Origin of the sequence: Leucobacter muris (assembly GCF_004028235.1) — a bacterium.
GTDB lineage: Bacteria > Actinomycetota > Actinomycetes > Actinomycetales > Microbacteriaceae > Leucobacter > Leucobacter muris.
On sequence record NZ_CP035037.1, the window covers coordinates 537,349 to 553,532 of the forward strand.

At 66.1% G+C, this 16,184-nt stretch carries 13 protein-coding genes and 1 pseudogene; 4 read left to right on the forward strand and 10 right to left on the reverse strand.

From position 1 onward, the window contains the following. Positions 1–17: 17 nt before the first annotated feature. The 3 genes from Leucomu_RS02425 to chrA all read right to left on the reverse strand — a co-directional run bounded on the left by Leucomu_RS02425 (position 18) and on the right by chrA (position 4,143). Positions 18–746, reverse strand: a complete 729-nt coding sequence (locus Leucomu_RS02425) for a VIT1/CCC1 transporter family protein (RefSeq protein WP_128386227.1) — start codon at positions 744–746, stop codon at positions 18–20. A gap of 24 nt (positions 747–770) precedes the next feature. Beyond that, complete coding sequence (locus Leucomu_RS02430; RefSeq protein ID WP_228407210.1) at positions 771–2,738, reverse strand: heavy metal translocating P-type ATPase; 1,968 nt, start codon at positions 2,736–2,738, stop codon at positions 771–773. A gap of 85 nt (positions 2,739–2,823) precedes the next feature. Then, a complete protein-coding gene (chrA, locus tag Leucomu_RS02435; protein WP_228407212.1) occupies positions 2,824–4,143 on the reverse strand; it encodes a chromate efflux transporter in 1,320 nt (439 codons plus the stop codon). 113 nt (positions 4,144–4,256) lie between these two features. On the opposite strand from chrA, the pseudogene Leucomu_RS02440 reads away from it, so the two are divergent. Together Leucomu_RS02440 and Leucomu_RS02445 are read left to right on the forward strand one after the other, a co-directional pair. Next, positions 4,257–4,898: pseudogene (locus tag Leucomu_RS02440) on the forward strand (relaxase domain-containing protein); the annotation flags it as partial. 141 nt (positions 4,899–5,039) lie between these two features. Further along, on the forward strand, positions 5,040–5,804 hold the full coding sequence (locus Leucomu_RS02445) for a S8 family peptidase (protein WP_267128437.1): 765 nt from the start codon (positions 5,040–5,042) through the stop codon (positions 5,802–5,804). On the opposite strand, the gene Leucomu_RS02450 is transcribed toward Leucomu_RS02445, so the two are convergent. Together Leucomu_RS02450 and Leucomu_RS02455 are read right to left on the reverse strand one after the other, a co-directional pair. Next, positions 5,795–7,048, reverse strand: coding sequence for an IS256 family transposase (locus tag Leucomu_RS02450; RefSeq protein ID WP_228407350.1), 1,254 nt, complete (start codon positions 7,046–7,048; stop codon positions 5,795–5,797). The two genes, Leucomu_RS02445 and Leucomu_RS02450, sit on opposite strands and share 10 nt — an antisense overlap. Before the next feature lie 691 nt (positions 7,049–7,739). Then, positions 7,740–8,993, reverse strand: a complete 1,254-nt coding sequence (locus Leucomu_RS02455) for an IS256 family transposase (RefSeq protein ID WP_228407350.1) — start codon at positions 8,991–8,993, stop codon at positions 7,740–7,742. Positions 8,994–9,622: 629 nt separating this feature from the next. Here Leucomu_RS02455 and Leucomu_RS02460 point away from each other — a divergent pair. Beyond that, positions 9,623–10,687 carry a tyrosine-type recombinase/integrase gene (locus Leucomu_RS02460; RefSeq protein ID WP_228407216.1) on the forward strand — a complete coding sequence of 355 codons (1,065 nt, stop codon included), beginning with the start codon at positions 9,623–9,625 and terminating at the stop codon, positions 10,685–10,687. 394 nt (positions 10,688–11,081) lie between these two features. Here the strand turns inward: Leucomu_RS02460 and Leucomu_RS02465 are convergent. From Leucomu_RS02465 to Leucomu_RS02480, 5 genes are all read right to left on the reverse strand, one after another. Then, positions 11,082–12,304, reverse strand: a protein-coding gene (locus tag Leucomu_RS02465) for an IS3 family transposase (RefSeq protein WP_128387751.1) whose coding sequence is annotated in 2 segments (ribosomal slippage) — positions 11,082–12,019 and positions 12,019–12,304 — 1,224 coding nt in all. Because the reading frame shifts where the segments join, the coding sequence is not laid out codon by codon here. A 211-nt stretch (positions 12,305–12,515) separates the two neighbouring features. Continuing rightward, entirely contained in the window at positions 12,516–12,686 is a 171-nt protein-coding gene (locus tag Leucomu_RS15095; RefSeq protein ID WP_164884494.1) for a hypothetical protein, read from the reverse strand. Between the two features lie 177 nt (positions 12,687–12,863). Then, positions 12,864–13,310, reverse strand: a complete 447-nt coding sequence (locus tag Leucomu_RS02470) for a DUF1801 domain-containing protein (protein WP_017882825.1) — start codon at positions 13,308–13,310, stop codon at positions 12,864–12,866. 136 nt (positions 13,311–13,446) lie between these two features. Beyond that, the gene (locus Leucomu_RS02475) at positions 13,447–14,319 is read right to left on the reverse strand and encodes an RNA polymerase sigma factor (RefSeq protein ID WP_164884495.1); all 873 of its coding nucleotides are present in this window, start codon (positions 14,317–14,319) and stop codon (positions 13,447–13,449) included. Between the two features lie 306 nt (positions 14,320–14,625). Continuing rightward, entirely contained in the window at positions 14,626–15,735 is a 1,110-nt protein-coding gene (locus Leucomu_RS02480; RefSeq protein WP_128386230.1) for a COG1361 family protein, read from the reverse strand. 97 nt (positions 15,736–15,832) lie between these two features. On the opposite strand from Leucomu_RS02480, the gene Leucomu_RS15100 reads away from it, so the two are divergent. After that, positions 15,833–15,970, forward strand: coding sequence for a hypothetical protein (locus Leucomu_RS15100; RefSeq protein WP_017882828.1), 138 nt, complete (start codon positions 15,833–15,835; stop codon positions 15,968–15,970). Positions 15,971–16,184: the final 214 nt, after the last annotated feature.

Genomic DNA, 16,184 nt, shown 5'->3' on the forward strand with positions numbered 1-16,184 from the left:
TCAGCGGTCGTCTCCGCTCAGCCAACAGCGACGCCGAAGAGCAGGCCGATGAGGTAAGTCGCAATCATCGTCGCTGAGCCCATCACCACGTTCCGGAGGATGGCCCGGCCGCGCGGGGCCCCGCCGAGGGCGGCGCTGATCCAGCCGGTGAGGAACAAGCCGATCACCACTGCAACCGCGGCGATCCAGACGCGATTCTCGCCGAATGGCAAAAGGATCATTACGAGCGGGATGAGCGCTCCCAGCGCGAACGAGACGAATGACGAGACAGCCGCCGCCCAGGGGCTGGTGAACTCTTCGGGGTCGATTCCAAGTTCAACCTCTGCATGGGCTGCGAGGGCGTCCTTCGCGGTGAGCTCGACCGCGACCTGATGCGCGAGGTCGTCCGAGAGCCCACGCTGACGGTAGAAGCCGGCGAGTTCTTCGAGTTCTTCCTGAGGTATGGTCTCGAGTTCCCATTTCTCCTTGGCGATCAGCGCCTTCTCGGTATCGCGCTGGGTGCTCACCGAAACGTACTCGCCTCCGGCCATCGAGAATGCGCCAGCGACCACTGCGGCGATTCCTGCCGTGGCGATCGCGAGAACGTTGTTCGGGGTCGCCGCTGTGACACCGATCACGACGCCAGCGGTCGAGACGATGCCGTCGTTCGCTCCCAGTACCCCGGCGCGCAGCCAGTTGAGTCGCTGGCCGGTGCCCCGGTCGTGAGGTTCGCCGGGATGGGCTTGGGGTGCTGTTTTTCTAGCCATGGCTCGGTGCCTCCATAGTGATTCTCAGTGGGTTCGCTGGCGCTCTCGGCCTGTCAGCGGTGTGCGCTGTGCGCCGTCTGCGTTGGCTCGCGACGCCTTGAGTTTGCGCTCGGCGCGCGGGCCGACGGCGCGCAGCGCGCCCAGAATCGCGACGAGGTCGACGACTTCTTGGAGCCAGGCCCCGATCAACGCGGGAAGGAACCCGAACGCTGCGACGAGCATGAGACCCACGCTGATGATGATGCCGAGCCAGATGCTCTGGAGAGCGATCCGCACCGTGTCCTTTCCCACGCGTACCGCCAGGGGGAGGGAAGCGAGGGTGTCGTACCGGTTCACAATGTCGGCGGACTCGCTCGCGGCGGTCGCGCCCCGAGCCCCCATCGCGAAACCGATATCGGCAGCGGCGAGCACCGGGGCGTCGTTGAGGCCGTCGCCGACCATGATGAGCGGCCTGGGCTGCACCGTGCTCACGATGCGTACTTTGTCGGAGGGCCGGCACTCGGCGTGCACCTCGTCGATGCCGAGGCTCGCGGCGATCGGCTCGGCAGTGGTCGCCACGTCGCCGGTGACCATGAGCGTGCGTTCGATCCCGAGCCCGTGCAGCTCGTGGAGCGCCTGCGCAGCCTCGTCCCGCGTCTGGTCGCGCATCACGATCGCGCCCGCGAAGCGGTCGTCGACGGCGACGTAGATCGCGAGCTCCCCGGGCTCCAGCGGGGCGAGCGCGAGGGTCGGGGCGAACTCGCGGAGCCAGGAGGGCTTGCCTACCCGTACCGTCGCCACCGCACCGTTTGTGCTGTCGGACGCGAACTGCGCGGCGACGCCGTTGGTGGCGATCTCCTCGGCTCCGAGCACTTCCAGCAGCGGATATCCGTGCTGCTTGGCCGCCGCGACGACCGATTCTGCGAGCACGTGGGACGAGTACACCTCGGCCGATGCGGCGAACCGGAGCACGCTCATCTCGTCGAAGCCGGGCTCAGCAAGGATGCGTTCGAGCACGGGCCGCCCGGTCGTGATGGTGCCGGTCTTGTCGAACGCCGCGGAGCGTACCCGCGAGAGCTGTTCGAGAGTGCCGCCGCCCTTCACGATAAGCCCGAAGCGCGCAGCCCGGCTCATGCCGCCGAGGAACGCGACCGGTGCGGCGATCAGCAGGGGGCACGGCGTTGCGACCACCAGCACCTCGGCGAATCTGACCGCCTCCCCGCTGGCCACCCATGCAACGCCCGCGATGACGAGCGAGAGTACCGTGAACGGCACCGCATAGCGATCGGCGAGCCGCACCACTTTCGCCTTGCTGCCCGCGGCCTGCTCGACCAAACGCACGATCTGCTGGTACTCGCTGTCTGAGGCGAGCGCGACAGCCCGCATCGTGACCGCACTCGCACCGTTCACCACTCCGCTGGAGACGCGCTCGCCCGCCACGCGCTCGACCGGCAGGCTCTCACCCGTGAGCGAGGATTCATCGAGCACAGCATGCTCTGACACGAGCACCGCGTCGACCGGTACGAGCGCGCCGGGCCGTACAAGCAGCAGATCGCCGACCTCGACGGCTTCGACCGGCACGTCCTCGGCGACCGCCTCGAGGGTTGAGCGGCCCGCCGGGGCGGCCTCGTCGCGCAGCAGCCTGGTGGCCTGCTGCGGGGCTTTGCGCAGCAGCGCGGTGAGCTCGCGCTTGGAGCGGTTCTCAGCGTAGTCTTCGAGGGCCGCGCCGCCGGTGAGCATGAGCACGACCACGAGCGCGGCCCACGGCTCACCGACGAGCACAGCCGCAGTGATCGCGGTGACCGCGAGGATGTCGAGCCCGGCGTGGCCTTTGAGGAGCTGGCGGATCATGCCGACCGCCTCCCACGCTGCGATCGCCAGCGCATACGCGCCGACGAGCCACGGGGCGGTTTCTCGGGCAGGGGTGGTGAGCAGGATCAGGCCGACCATCGCGATCAGCAGGGTCGCGAACACCAGCGGATACGCCTTGGCTGCGGCAGAAACTCGTCTCACGCTGCAAGCTTCCCAGATCGCGGGCGTCGGCGCATCGCAGGCGAGCCTTGCCTCAGCATGCTTCGGTCTCGGCCGAGGGCGTGGTTCAGAGCAGCAGCGCCCCCAGCCCAGCAGCACCGAGCACCACGGCCCAAGCGGGAGCCTTCCACGCGGTCAGTGCGACGAATGCCACTGCGACGATTACGAGAGAGTGCGGTCCGGTGACGCCCTCGGTGAACACCGGATCGTACAGGGCCGCCGCGAGCAGGCCGACGACTCCCGCATTCACGCCCTTCAGCGCTCGCTGCACCCTCGGGGCTCGGCGCAGCCGATTCCAGAGCGGCAGTACGCCGATGATGAGGAGGGCCGAGGGGAGGAAGATCGCGACGAGGGCGATCGATGCTCCGAGCGCCCCCGAGGGGCCGCTCGTCGTGACCGCGCCAAGGAAAGCGGAGAACGTGAACAACGGACCAGGCACCGCCTGCGCGGCTCCGTACCCGGCCAGGAACGCGCCGGGCTCTACGAGCCCTGTCTGCACCGTCTCCGCCTGCAGGAGCGGCAGCACGACATGGCCGCCCCCGAACACGAACGAGCCCGCACGGTAGAAGAGGTCGAACAGACTGAGTGCCGCATCTCCTGTCGCTGTTGCGAGGATCGGGAGGGTCACCAGCAGCAGGGCGAACGCGATCAGGCAGCCGATCGAGACGCCCCGGTGCAGGCGCACCGGAAATCGATCCTCAGTCCTGGCGGGTGCCCCGGTGTGCGCGGTGCGCGCAAGGAACAGCAACCCGGCGATGCCCGCGGCGATCATGGCACCAAGCATCGCGAGCGGGCCCGGCACGAGCAGCACGAGCACCATGACCGCGACCGCGATCGTCGCGCGACGAGCATCGGGGGTGAGCGATCTTGCCATGGCGAGCACAGCGTGGGCGACTACCGCGACCGCAGCCGCCTTCAAACCGAGTACCCAGCCCGCCTGCGAGAGATCCCCGCTCGCGCCGATACCGAGCGCGAAAGCGAAAAGCAGCATGGCTGAGGGGAGCGTGAAGCCGGCCCAGGCGGCGAGCATGCCGAGGATACCGGCGCGCTGCAGGCCGATCGCCATGCCGACCTGACTCGACGCCGGCCCGGGCAGGAACTGGCACAGCGCGACGAGATCCGCGTAGGCGCGGTCACTGAGCCATCCTCGCCGCTCGACGAACTCGGTGCGGAAATAGCCGAGGTGAGCGACCGGCCCGCCAAACGACGTCAACCCGAGCCGCAGGAACACGAGGAAGACCCGTCCCGATGAACCCGGGAATGGGCGAGACGCAACTGAATCAGGGAGTCCCACCCCACCAAGTCTGCCGTTGAGCCCGCGCTCTGGAAAGCAACTCGCCAGCTGACACCTAACGTTCATATTGGTTCGCATGACTCCGAAACGCATTTGCCTCCTTGCTCCCGGATCTACCCCGTTCCCCTCCAGTGCTCTCGGCAACAAGATGGAAGCCGTCTGGAGCTCAGGGCTTGAGCCAAGCCTCGGATTCCTACCTATCGGATGTGACGGTTTCGATGCGCGTGATGAGCGCCGGCGACGGCTACAAGTATCTGCTGCGCTCCGTCGTTGCAGGCGACGGCGACCGGAGCCTTTCGACGCCGCTGACTCGCTACTATGCCGAGGTCGGGAATCCTCCCGGCAGCTGGCTCGGCTCTGGCCTCGCCCAGCTCGGCGAAGGTCGCATCACTCCCGGCGAGGAGGTATCGGAGCAGCAGCTCCAGCTCCTCATCGGGATGGGCTGCGACCCGGTGACAGGCGACCCGCTCGGCCGCGCCTACCCGGTGTACAAGACCCCGGCCGAGCGCATCGCCGAGCGCGTCGAAGCCCTCGACTCCGACCTTGGCCCGGCCTCGCGTGCGGAAGCGATCGCTGAGATCGGAGCCGAAGAACACGCGCGCGGCACCAGGAAGGCCGTCGCCGGATACGACTACACCTTCTCCTTGCCGAAGTCGGCGTCGGTGCTGTGGGCGGTCGCCGATGCCGGCACCCAAGCGCTCATCGCCGAGGCGCATCACGCGGCGATCGCCGAGGTGATCGACTTCATGGAACGAGAAGTCGCCGCGACCCGCGTTGGTATGACCGGTGCCGACGGCGGCGCTGTCGCGCAGGTCGATACCTTCGGGCTCGCTGCGACCGCCTATGACTGCGGACGGTCTCCCGAGGATCGCACTGCTGGATGGCTTGCCATTCGTCAATCACGATGCGCTTGCTGGACGCCTTGCCGTTGACGACCCCGATGATCTCGCTAAGGATTCGCGGTGGCGGCACGGCATCACGGAACCGGGATGGCTTCGCTCATCATCCACGGCGACCTCTCATCTCCAAGCACCCCGCTCGATCGCAAGCTCTATGTACGCCCGATTCTGCGTCCACACAGTTTCCTCACCGGAGTTGAGCACGTCCTCGACGAGGAACTCTTCCCTGATTTACTGCATCGAGCAATCCGACGCATTGTCGAGAGCGACGCAGGCCGACCACCCGCCGCTCCCAGCGTGCGCATCATCAATCTCTCAATCGGCGCAGAGTCTCGAGCGCTCGTACGGAAGATGAGCCCACTCGGCCGTCTCTTGGACTGGCTAGCCGTCGAGCTGAACCTGTTGTTTGTTGTGAGCGCCGGAAACCACAGCCGCCCGCTGATGATTCCCACCACAGCGGTACTCAACGCTGACGATGCTCTGATCGGAGCCGTCAAGGCCGCACGCGCGACTAGCCGTCAGCGTGGGATCCTTCCACCTGGCGACTCGTTGAACGCGCTCACAGTCGGAGCCATTCACTCCGACTCAAGCGGAGAGATCGAACTCCCAGATGGCGTATGGAACCTCACTGAGGATGGGATGCCAGCCCACTACAGCGCGATCGGCCCTGGCGTCGGCCGATCGATCAAGCCCGATCTCTACCACGAGGGTGGTCGAGTGCTCTACTCTCGACCGATCGTCGAACCAGGCGCCGAACACGTCGAACTGCGACCTTTACATACCCCGGCCACCGCACCGGGGACCAAGGGTCTGTCCGATAAACGGTGTGTGGGATCCGGCGGTTTTCATTCGTGAGTGGTTTTCTCGAACCGTCCGGCGAAGGTGATCGCGAACGCGTTCAGCGCGGGCTTCCACCTCATCACCCAGCGTGCCCTTCCGCCGCCAGTCGGGTCAAGCGACCGCGTCACGAGGTAGAGACATTTCAGCGCGGCGGCCTCGTTGGGAAAGTGCCCCCGAGCTCTCACGGCGCGCCGATAGCGAGCGTTGATTGACTCGATCGCGTTGGTCGTGCAGATCACCCGCCGGATCTCGACGTCATACTCGAGGAACGGCACGAACTCCGCCCAGCTGTTCTTCCAGAGCTGCACGATCGCCGGATACCGTCCGCCCCACTCGGCGGCGAACTCCTCGAACCGATCCTTCGCCGCCTGCTCCGACGGGGCCGTGTAGACGGGTTTGAGGGAACGGACGATCGCGTCGCGGTGTTGCCGCCCGGCGTAGCGGAAGCTGTTGCGGATCAGATGGACGATGCACTGCTGGACGACCGTTTGCTCCCAAGTGGTGTTGATCGCCTCCGGGAGACCCTTCAGCCCGTCGCAGACCGCGATGAGCACGTCCTCGACACCCCGGTTCTTCAGCTCGGTGAACACCTGCAGCCAGAACCTCGCACCCTCCTGACCGTCACCGGCCCAGATGCCGAGGATGTCGCGTTCCCCGTTCACGGTGACGCCCATCACGACATAGAACGGGGTGTTCCTCACCTGCCCGTCACGGACCTTCACCACGATCGCGTCGACGAAGATCACCGGGTAGAGCGCATCCAACGGCCTGCTCGACCATTCGGCGAGTTCCCCGGCGACCTTCTCGGTGATCCGGCTGATCGTGTCCTTGGAGACCTTCGCCCCATAGACCTCGTCGAAATGCGCAGCGATCTCACCGGTCGTCAACCCCCGAGCGGAAAGGGACAGAACGATCTGATCGATGCCGTCCAGTCGGCGTTTCCGCTTGGGGACGATCACCGGCTCGAACGACCCGTCTCGATCTCGCGGGACTTCGATCTCGACGGGGCCGATCTCTGTCAGCACCGTCTTGACCCGCGTCCCGTTACGCATGTTCTCGCCGATTGGGGTCCCGCCGTGCTCGTGGCCGAGGTGCTCGGTCAACTCGGCATTCAGCGCGGTCTCGAGGACGTTCTTCGTGAGCTGGCTGAGCAGGCCGCCCGGCCCCGTCAGGCTCACGCCCTGCTCCTTCGCCTGCGCGAGCAAGCGTTCTGCGAGTTCTTTCTGATCGATGATCTCCCCGGTCACGGGATCAATCATCTCGTCGTCAACAACGACAGTGGTCGTGTCAGCCACGGCCATCTCCTTTCGGATCAGGCCGGACCCTCACACACCATTATTCAGACAGTCCCGGGACCAAAGTGGCGGCACCTGGTCGGAGCGGCGCATCTGACACCTTCGCATTCACCCATGGCACGAGCAATGCGACTGCCCTCGTTACCCGTGAAGCAAGCCGTTTATTCGATGTCCTTGAAGCGGGCGCGGACCTCGACGATCCGAATTTTCCAGCACCGCAATACCATCCTGTGCTGGCTAAGGCGCTTCTCGTTCATTCGAGTGCCTGGGGCGAGCGTTCAGTCCGTCTGCGTCAGCTCCTCGAAATGGATTCGCAGCAAGCACGTCGAGAACTCAGTGCCCTTCTTGGCTATGGCGCTCTCGACCTTACGCGCCTAGGCAATGCAGCTACCAACCGTGCTGTTCTGATCGCGGGCGGTTCCATCGAGCGCGAGCAGAGGCACACTTACCAGATTCCTCTCCCGTCGTCTTTACGAGCTCGCCGCGAATGGCACCGAGTGACCATCACATTGGCCTACATGGCTCCGACTGCCGGCCAACTTACGAGATATCGCGGAACCAAGGTGTTCTTCGAGACGCCAGATAAGCAGATTACGGCGGGAGCAAGAGCCGAAGCGGGTCTGTCCGATAAACGGTGTGTGGGATCCGGCGGTTTTCATTCGTGAGTGGTTTTCTCGAACCGTCCGGCGAAGGTGATCGCGAACGCGTTCAGCGCGGGCTTCCACCTCATCACCCAGCGTGCCCTTCCGCCGCCAGTCGGGTCAAGCGACCGCGTCACGAGGTAGAGACATTTCAGCGCGGCGGCCTCGTTGGGAAAGTGCCCCCGAGCTCTCACGGCGCGCCGATAGCGAGCGTTGATTGACTCGATCGCGTTGGTCGTGCAGATCACCCGCCGGATCTCGACGTCATACTCGAGGAACGGCACGAACTCCGCCCAGCTGTTCTTCCAGAGCTGCACGATCGCCGGATACCGTCCGCCCCACTCGGCGGCGAACTCCTCGAACCGATCCTTCGCCGCCTGCTCCGACGGGGCCGTGTAGACGGGTTTGAGGGAACGGACGATCGCGTCGCGGTGTTGCCGCCCGGCGTAGCGGAAGCTGTTGCGGATCAGATGGACGATGCACTGCTGGACGACCGTTTGCTCCCAAGTGGTGTTGATCGCCTCCGGGAGACCCTTCAGCCCGTCGCAGACCGCGATGAGCACGTCCTCGACACCCCGGTTCTTCAGCTCGGTGAACACCTGCAGCCAGAACCTCGCACCCTCCTGACCGTCACCGGCCCAGATGCCGAGGATGTCGCGTTCCCCGTTCACGGTGACGCCCATCACGACATAGAACGGGGTGTTCCTCACCTGCCCGTCACGGACCTTCACCACGATCGCGTCGACGAAGATCACCGGGTAGAGCGCATCCAACGGCCTGCTCGACCATTCGGCGAGTTCCCCGGCGACCTTCTCGGTGATCCGGCTGATCGTGTCCTTGGAGACCTTCGCCCCATAGACCTCGTCGAAATGCGCAGCGATCTCACCGGTCGTCAACCCCCGAGCGGAAAGGGACAGAACGATCTGATCGATGCCGTCCAGTCGGCGTTTCCGCTTGGGGACGATCACCGGCTCGAACGACCCGTCTCGATCTCGCGGGACTTCGATCTCGACGGGGCCGATCTCTGTCAGCACCGTCTTGACCCGCGTCCCGTTACGCATGTTCTCGCCGATTGGGGTCCCGCCGTGCTCGTGGCCGAGGTGCTCGGTCAACTCGGCATTCAGCGCGGTCTCGAGGACGTTCTTCGTGAGCTGGCTGAGCAGGCCGCCCGGCCCCGTCAGGCTCACGCCCTGCTCCTTCGCCTGCGCGAGCAAGCGTTCTGCGAGTTCTTTCTGATCGATGATCTCCCCGGTCACGGGATCAATCATCTCGTCGTCAACAACGACAGTGGTCGTGTCAGCCACGGCCATCTCCTTTCGGATCAGGCCGGACCCTCACACACCATTATTCAGACAGTCCCGCCGAAGCAGAGTTCCGTGCCGTCCGCCGAGGGAGCTGCCAACACGAAATCATCGAAGGCGATCAGTCGATGATTTTTGGAGAAGGTGGAACGCTTCCCATTCACGTTGAGTGCATGAAAGATGGACAGACTCTGCGAAAGGGAAATGCCGTTCGATACGGTCTTGTCGTCTCTGTCGAAACCAGAGTTGAGACCTCGACCACTGTTCACGAAGAGGTGCGCGCAAGCCTCCGAGCGATGGTGCGCGCATAGGCTAGGCAACGCATCCAAGGTTAGATCTACTCCGAGTCACGGCTCGTGGGTCGCGCGGAGAATACCGAGTATCTCTTTGGCACCCTGGTCTGATGCAAGAAATCAGACCTCACTGCCAGCCGCATACCGGTATTTGCTCTAGCGTTTCGCGTCCGGATGAGGTGTATCTTGGCTAGACCTCGGACCCCTATCGGCACGTTCGGAAAAATCAGCCACCGCAAGATCACCACGGGTGTATGTCAAGCCCGGGCACGTTACCGCGACTGGGATGGAAAGCTGCGAGCCGTGCAGTGCACTGGGGCGACGAAAGCCGCCGCCGAACTCGCGCTCAAGCGAAAGCTCTCCGAGCGATCGCTCTTCCAACCCGGGTTTGCTGGCCTCAGCGCCGACAGTACGTTCGCGAAGCTCGTGGACTACTGGCTTGAGGACATGGAGGTCGAAGACCGGCTCTCACGAACCACCCGGAACCTCTACGAGCGGAACATGCGAACCCTCGTCGCCCCGTCGTTCGCCGAGCTAACATTGCGCGAAATCGGAGTCGCACGGTGCGACTACTTCCTGAAACAACTCGCGAAGCAAAGCTATAGCCGTGCCCGTCAGGCTCGCGTGGTTCTGCGCCTCGCGCTCGGGCTTGCAGTGCGGCACGAAGTGATCCCACGCAATCCGATGGATCACGTCTCTCGGCTGCGCCGACCCGCTCGTACTCCTGATGCGTTCGAGGGCTCGGAGATCGAACTGATCCGCGAGGCCGTGCGCGAGTGGGAAGAGCGAAAGATCGTGGCTGGCCCAAAGCCAGACGGACAGCTCGGGCAGATCATCGAAGTGCTCCTCGGCACCTCCGTTCGGATCGGCGAAGTCCTTGCGATCCGTATCCGAGACCTCGACCTCCGCAGCGCAATCCCAACGGTCAGGATCACGGGCACCATCGTCAGCAGGAAGGGCGAACCGACTCACCGCCAAGATCACCCGAAGACCTCACGCTCGGTGCGGACGATCGCACTGCCGCAGTTCGCGGTGGCCGCGATCCGCGCGCGGATCAAGAAGCGGCTTTCGATCGACCCCGATGCGCTTCTGTTCTGCAACCGCAACGGCGATCCACTCACGACGAACAACGTCCGCCGCCGACTCCGCGACGTGATGGACAAAGCAGGACTGAACGGAGTGACCCCGCACCGATTCCGCCGCACCGGAGCGACTGCAGTCAACCAGGCTGGCGGCATCGACCTCGCGGCCGAGCTTCTCGGACACACCGACTCGCGGATCACAGCTCAGCACTACATCGTGCGTAATGATCTAGTGAACCCGGCCACCGCCCGCATGCTGGAGGAGAGGTACGGTGGCACCGCGTAATCTGATCAGCCTAGAGCCGGGGAGCCCCGCCGCCCTGTCGCGCCTCCGAGCACTCCTATCGGCACCATTGTCAGAAAAGTTCCCGAATGGGAAGTTATCTGACAGCACTGACGTGAGGGCTCGCCGCAGTCCAGTTGCTTGGAAGAGATCGCCAAGAAGTCACCATAAACCCCGTTCCGGGGCTCGATGTGGCTCACATCGAGGCGCGGAAGTTAGTGGGCCAATCTAGTGGTCAACGTCCTGCAAAGCATGAAATCCATGACGCGCTGTGCAACGCTAGAAAGGGAATAACCCCGGTCAAGTGGGGTAAACCGGTCGACGTCTTACCTGGGGGGTCAAGGGGTCGCAGGTTCGAATTGAATTGGCCTGGTTTGAGTTCCGACCGGTTTTCCTGTCAACCTGTCGGTGACAGAAGTTCCTCGGCCTCAGTATAGTAGGCCTGCTCGACCTCGATCGGGGTACGCATATCGAGCTCCCCGTGAAGGCGCTCATGGTTCCACCACCACACGTATTCGAGGGTCGCGAGTTCGACCTGCTCAACCGTCCGCCAGGGGCCCTGCTGTCGGATCAGTTCGGTCTTGTAGAGGTTGTTGACCGCCTCAGCCATGGCATTGTCAAAACTGTCGCCGACCGTCCCGGTCGAGGGCACTGCTCCGAGTTCCGCAATGCGATCCGTATAGACCATGGCGGTGTAATTCGACCCGTGATCGGCGTGATGGATCAGGCCATCGAGCCTGCCGCCCGATTGCCACGCAGCCATATCGAGTGCCTGCATCGGCAGAACCTCAGATTTCAGCGTCGCAGCGACATTCCAGCCCACGATTCTGCGCGAGTACACGTCAGTGACGAACGCGACATAGGCGAACCCAGACCAGGTGGCGACGTAGGTCACGTCGCACACCCAGAGCTTGCGCGGCCCGTCAGCGGCGAATCTCCGGTTGACGAGATCGGCAGGCAGTGCCGCCGTTTTGTTAGGGCGTGTGGTGAACACGCGCTTTGATTTCCGTACCCCGCGCACGCCGGCGAGCCGCATCAGACGCTCGGTCTGGTCGCGGCCGATCTTCCACCCCTCACGCTTCAGCAGGGCATGCATCTTCCGGCGCCCGTACACGCCATAGTGCTTCGCGTGGAGCCGCCGGATCTCAGGGAGGAGCAACTCGTCGCGCAGCTGCCTGGCTGAGGCCGACCGGGCTTTCGCGGCCCGGTATCCGCGGGAGGTGAGGAACCCACGAACTGCCGCACGCAGCGTACGACAGAGGAACTCGACCCCGAAACGATCACGGTACTCGTCGATGAATCTGATCATTTCGTTCGTGGCCGGTCGAGTTCCTTCGCGAAAAACACGCTCGCGGCTTTGAGTACCTCGTTGGCCTTACGGAGCTCGCTCACCTCGCGGCGTAACCGCCGGTTCTCCTGGGCCATATCGATCGAGGTGCCAGGCTTCGCGCCGGTATCGATGTCGTAGCGGCGCTGCCACACGCGCAGCGTCTCCGGGCTCACTCCGAGGAGCCCACCGACGTGTCGGCAGGCCGCGGTCAGCGACTCGTGCTCGGGACGGGCTTCGGCGAGCATCCGAAGTGCGCGCTGGCGAAGTTCAGGGTCATATTTGCTTGGCATCGTAGTTCCATCCTTGTATAAAGATCGGAACTCAAACCAGGCCAATTCAAATCCTCTCAACTTGAGGTGCGCTCATTGCCTTGGAGTCTCGCGGTCCGTCGCCTCGCGCCCTGCTCGCGTCGCCACGCTCGAAGGCCGGGGGTGAAGCGGGATCCCCGCCCGACCCGGTGAACAGTGAGCCGGGGACCCCCCGGCCCGGGGAGCGAACCGCCTACGGTTCGCGGGTCCGCATCCACTCGAGGTAGCGCGCGTAAGGGTCGTCCGGAAGCAGCGGGCTGCTCGCGCGGGCGCGGCGCCGGCGGCTCGGCCTGATCGCTCCGACGGCGTCGAGGGTGTCGCGGAGGGTGGCGCCGAGCCGCGTCCAGAACCGTGAATCCATCATTGCGTTCTCCTCGGTCGTCCGCGAGAGGCGGAGGGAAACGGGGATCCCGGGTGCGCCGTCTGGCGGTACCGAGGAGCCGGGAATCCCAAGGTAGACGGCGCCGGAATGACTGGGCCAGTGCTTGACGGCTCGGTGCGCTCGGTGTAGTGAGCCCGCCGGGACCTCGACCTCTCCGCGCTACCCCGCGGCCCTCCGCACGACGTCTGCGAGCTGCTCCCAGGCGCGCTCCGTCGGGTCGACGAGCGCGTACGAGGTGGGCCAGAACCCGCTCTCGTCGTCGAGCGCCGCCTCGGCGCTCACGCCGAACGTCGAGTAGCGCTCCTTGTCCATCTGCCCGCTGCGGAAGAAGACCACGACCTTGCCGCCCCGCGCATACCCGGGCTGGCCGTAGTAGAGCTTCGGCGCCAGGTCGGGGGCCGCCGACGTGACGATCGAGTGCACCCTTTGCGCCATCTGCCGGTCGCCGTCGGGCATCTGCTCGATCTTCGCGAGCAGCTCCGCCTCCTCGGCCGCAGCCTTCTTCGCGCCCTTCTCGCGTTTGGCCTCGGCCCTCAGCTCGGCGGCCCGCTCCTTCATCGCGGCCCGCTCCTGAGCCGAGAACCCGGCCTTCTCCTTCTCAGCCATCTTCCGCCCTCATTCCTCGCGTCGATTCGTGTTCGGCCCAGGCTAACCGGCGGGGCCCCGACGGCGCTTCTCGATTCCTGATCGAGATGCGGTGCTCGGCGTCCCGCTCAGTGCGGTGCTCCTCGCGGCCGAGGCGTCACGGCGCCACGACGAAGCGCTGCTCCTCCTCGTTCCAGCCGGTCCAGTCCCCGAAGTAGAGGACCGTGGTCTCTTCCTCCTCTTCCTCATCCTCGGGGGTGTCGGCTCCGGGATCCGGCTCGGCGGTGACGCTCGGATCCGCAGGCCGGTCGCCCGATCCCGGCTCCGAACCCACGGTGCGGCCATCCGCACCGGACGCCCCCGAGCCGGTTCGAGCGGGCGACTCGTCGACCTGAACGGGCGCGGGGCTCGGCGGCGGGGCGAGGGGCGCCTGGTCGATCGTGGCGGGGATCGAGAACGAGGCGACCACGGTCGCGGAGGTGGCCAGGGCGGGGACGAGCTTCTGCCGCCACTCGCGGGTGAGCGCGAGCAGACCGGCGATCCCCAGGCCGACGGTGGTGGCCTGCTCGATGAACTGCGCGTACCGCGAACGGCACGAGTCGCAGGTGGTGAGGTGACGCTCGGCCGCGGCTCTCCGCCGCGCGCCCGGCTTGCCCCAGCGCATGATGCCGAAGTGCTCGACCGCGCTCGCGCAGTCGTCGGGCAGCGCAGAGGTCGGCCGGTGCAGGCGCTGGATCCACGCCTTGCGCAGGCCGCCGCGAGCCCGCTTGAGCAGCACGGAGGTGGAGTTCGGGGAGAGGCCGAGCGATCTCGCGACGTCCTGCACCGGTCGCCCCTCGACATCGACGGCCACGATCACGTCGCGCCACCGTTCGGGCAGCTCCAGCAGCGCGGCGGCGGCGCGCTGCTCCTGAGCGTCGCCGAGCGCTTCCGGCGAGCTCTCGACGTCATCGGCGGGCAAGCCCCCGAGGTCGTCGAGCTGATGCATGCGCCGCTGCGAACTCCAGTGGGTGGCGAGCAGCGAGTCCATCGTCTTGTAAGAGGTATCCGCGGAACGATGCGGAGGGGCCTCCGCCGCCGACCAGCGCTTGGAACACCGACGCGAACGCCTCGGCGACGATGTCCTCCGCGGCCCCCGGATCCTTCTTCGCGGCCCACGATCGAGCGACCGCGCTGTGGCGCTGCCAGAGCGTTTCGAGCGGCCACGCCTCCCCGTCGCGTACGAGCCGGCACAGCTCCTCGTCGGTGAGCTCGGGGCCGGGGCCGGGCGCGGCTCTGCCGCGGGCGTCACGGCCGCGGTCATCGCCGCGCGCCGTCTCAGGGGTGCGATCCGACATCAGGATCCGCTTCCCGCACGCGTTCTGCGCGCCTGCCGCGAGAAGCCGATGTGGGCGAACACGATCCCGAGCGCGACGAGCACGTGCGCCCCGAGCATCGACGTCCTGAGGGGGTCGGAGCCGGTGATGCTGAGTGGCGCCTGTTGACCCGAGGACGGCTGCGCCGACGCGGTTGCGAGGGGTTGTTCTCGCGAGGTCGACGCCGACTGCTCGGTGTGGATCGGGCTGAGCTCGGCCGGGGCTTCCCGCGGCGCCGGAGGGACGCCGAGGAGGGGCGGATCCTCCCGCGTCTCGATGACACCGAGATCGCTCGAGAGGGGCGCGGATCGGGGCGCGACGTCCTCGAGGGTCTCTGCCGGGGCGCCGATGACCTCGTGCTTCACGGCGCCGTTCTGCTCGCCCTCGGGTCCTTCGGGATTCGGTGCCGCATAGGGGCCCAGCAGCATCAGTGTGCCGCTCGAAGTGTTGACGGTCGCCCCCATGGCGCGGGCGGTGACATCGGCCTCCACCCCGCTCGATGCGTCGTCCCCGAGGTCCGGCACGGTCGCGTCGAATCGCACCGTGGTCTCTTCGTCGGGCGCGATCGCCTGCGCCAGCCGGCGGTGGTCCCAGACGGTTCCGGTGACGGCGACGACCACCTCGTCGAGTTCGTACTCGCTGGTGTTGACGAAGTAGACGTAGACCTCCATGGGTTCTCCGGGCGTCGCGCGCCCGTCGCCGTCGGTGTCGTCGACCCGGGTCTTGATGTCGGCTTCGAGCCTGACGAAGGTGGAGTCGGGCAGTTCGAGCACCACACGGTCGTCCTCCTCGAGTGCGTCGGGCTGCTCGCCCGCGACCGTCGCCGACCAGAACGGCGGCCACCCCTCCACGGCTCCCGGCGGGGAGAACCGGAAGGAGTGGAACTCGCTCTCGCCCGGGGCCAGCGCGCCGCCGACGCAGCGGAACCCGCCCGGGGGCGTCGCGGCGCAGTTCGCGTCGGCGGACACCTGCCGGTCGGTGCCCTCCTGCGGCGCGAAATCGAGCGTGTGGCCGGTGGAGGCGCCGGCTCCGTCGTTGCGCACCACGACGGTGACCCACACCGGGTTTCCCGGCCCCAGCCAGGCGAGCATGGGGAGTGCCTGCAGATTGGGCGAGGAGTCCGAGTTCTCCGGGGAGCTCCCCCCCGGCGGGCGGAGTCCCCGGCTCCGAAGAGTCGTCGGCGGGCCCATGGGGCGGAACGACGCTCGCGAGGTCGGTGGCGACGGGAGCGGAGAGAGCAGCTCGGGCGCCGAGAGCGACGGGGTCGAGTGCCTGCGCAGGCTGCTGGCCTGCGATCGAGGCAAGACCGATGACGGCCGCGAATAGTGCGGGGAGCGCGCGTCTCATGTATCGCCGCTCGCGATGTGCGGTCCCCTGCCCGGCATGATACCCCCCAATATCCGAGGCCAGCTTAGGCGATTTCCCTGCACGGGAGCGGTTTCCGGGCTGCCATGTGCGGAGGCTGTGCGGAGGCCGGCCTTCCACTCGGCTCGCCGAGCCCTAGCACAACTGTCGGCCCCGCGTGCCCCCTTGGCGGCAC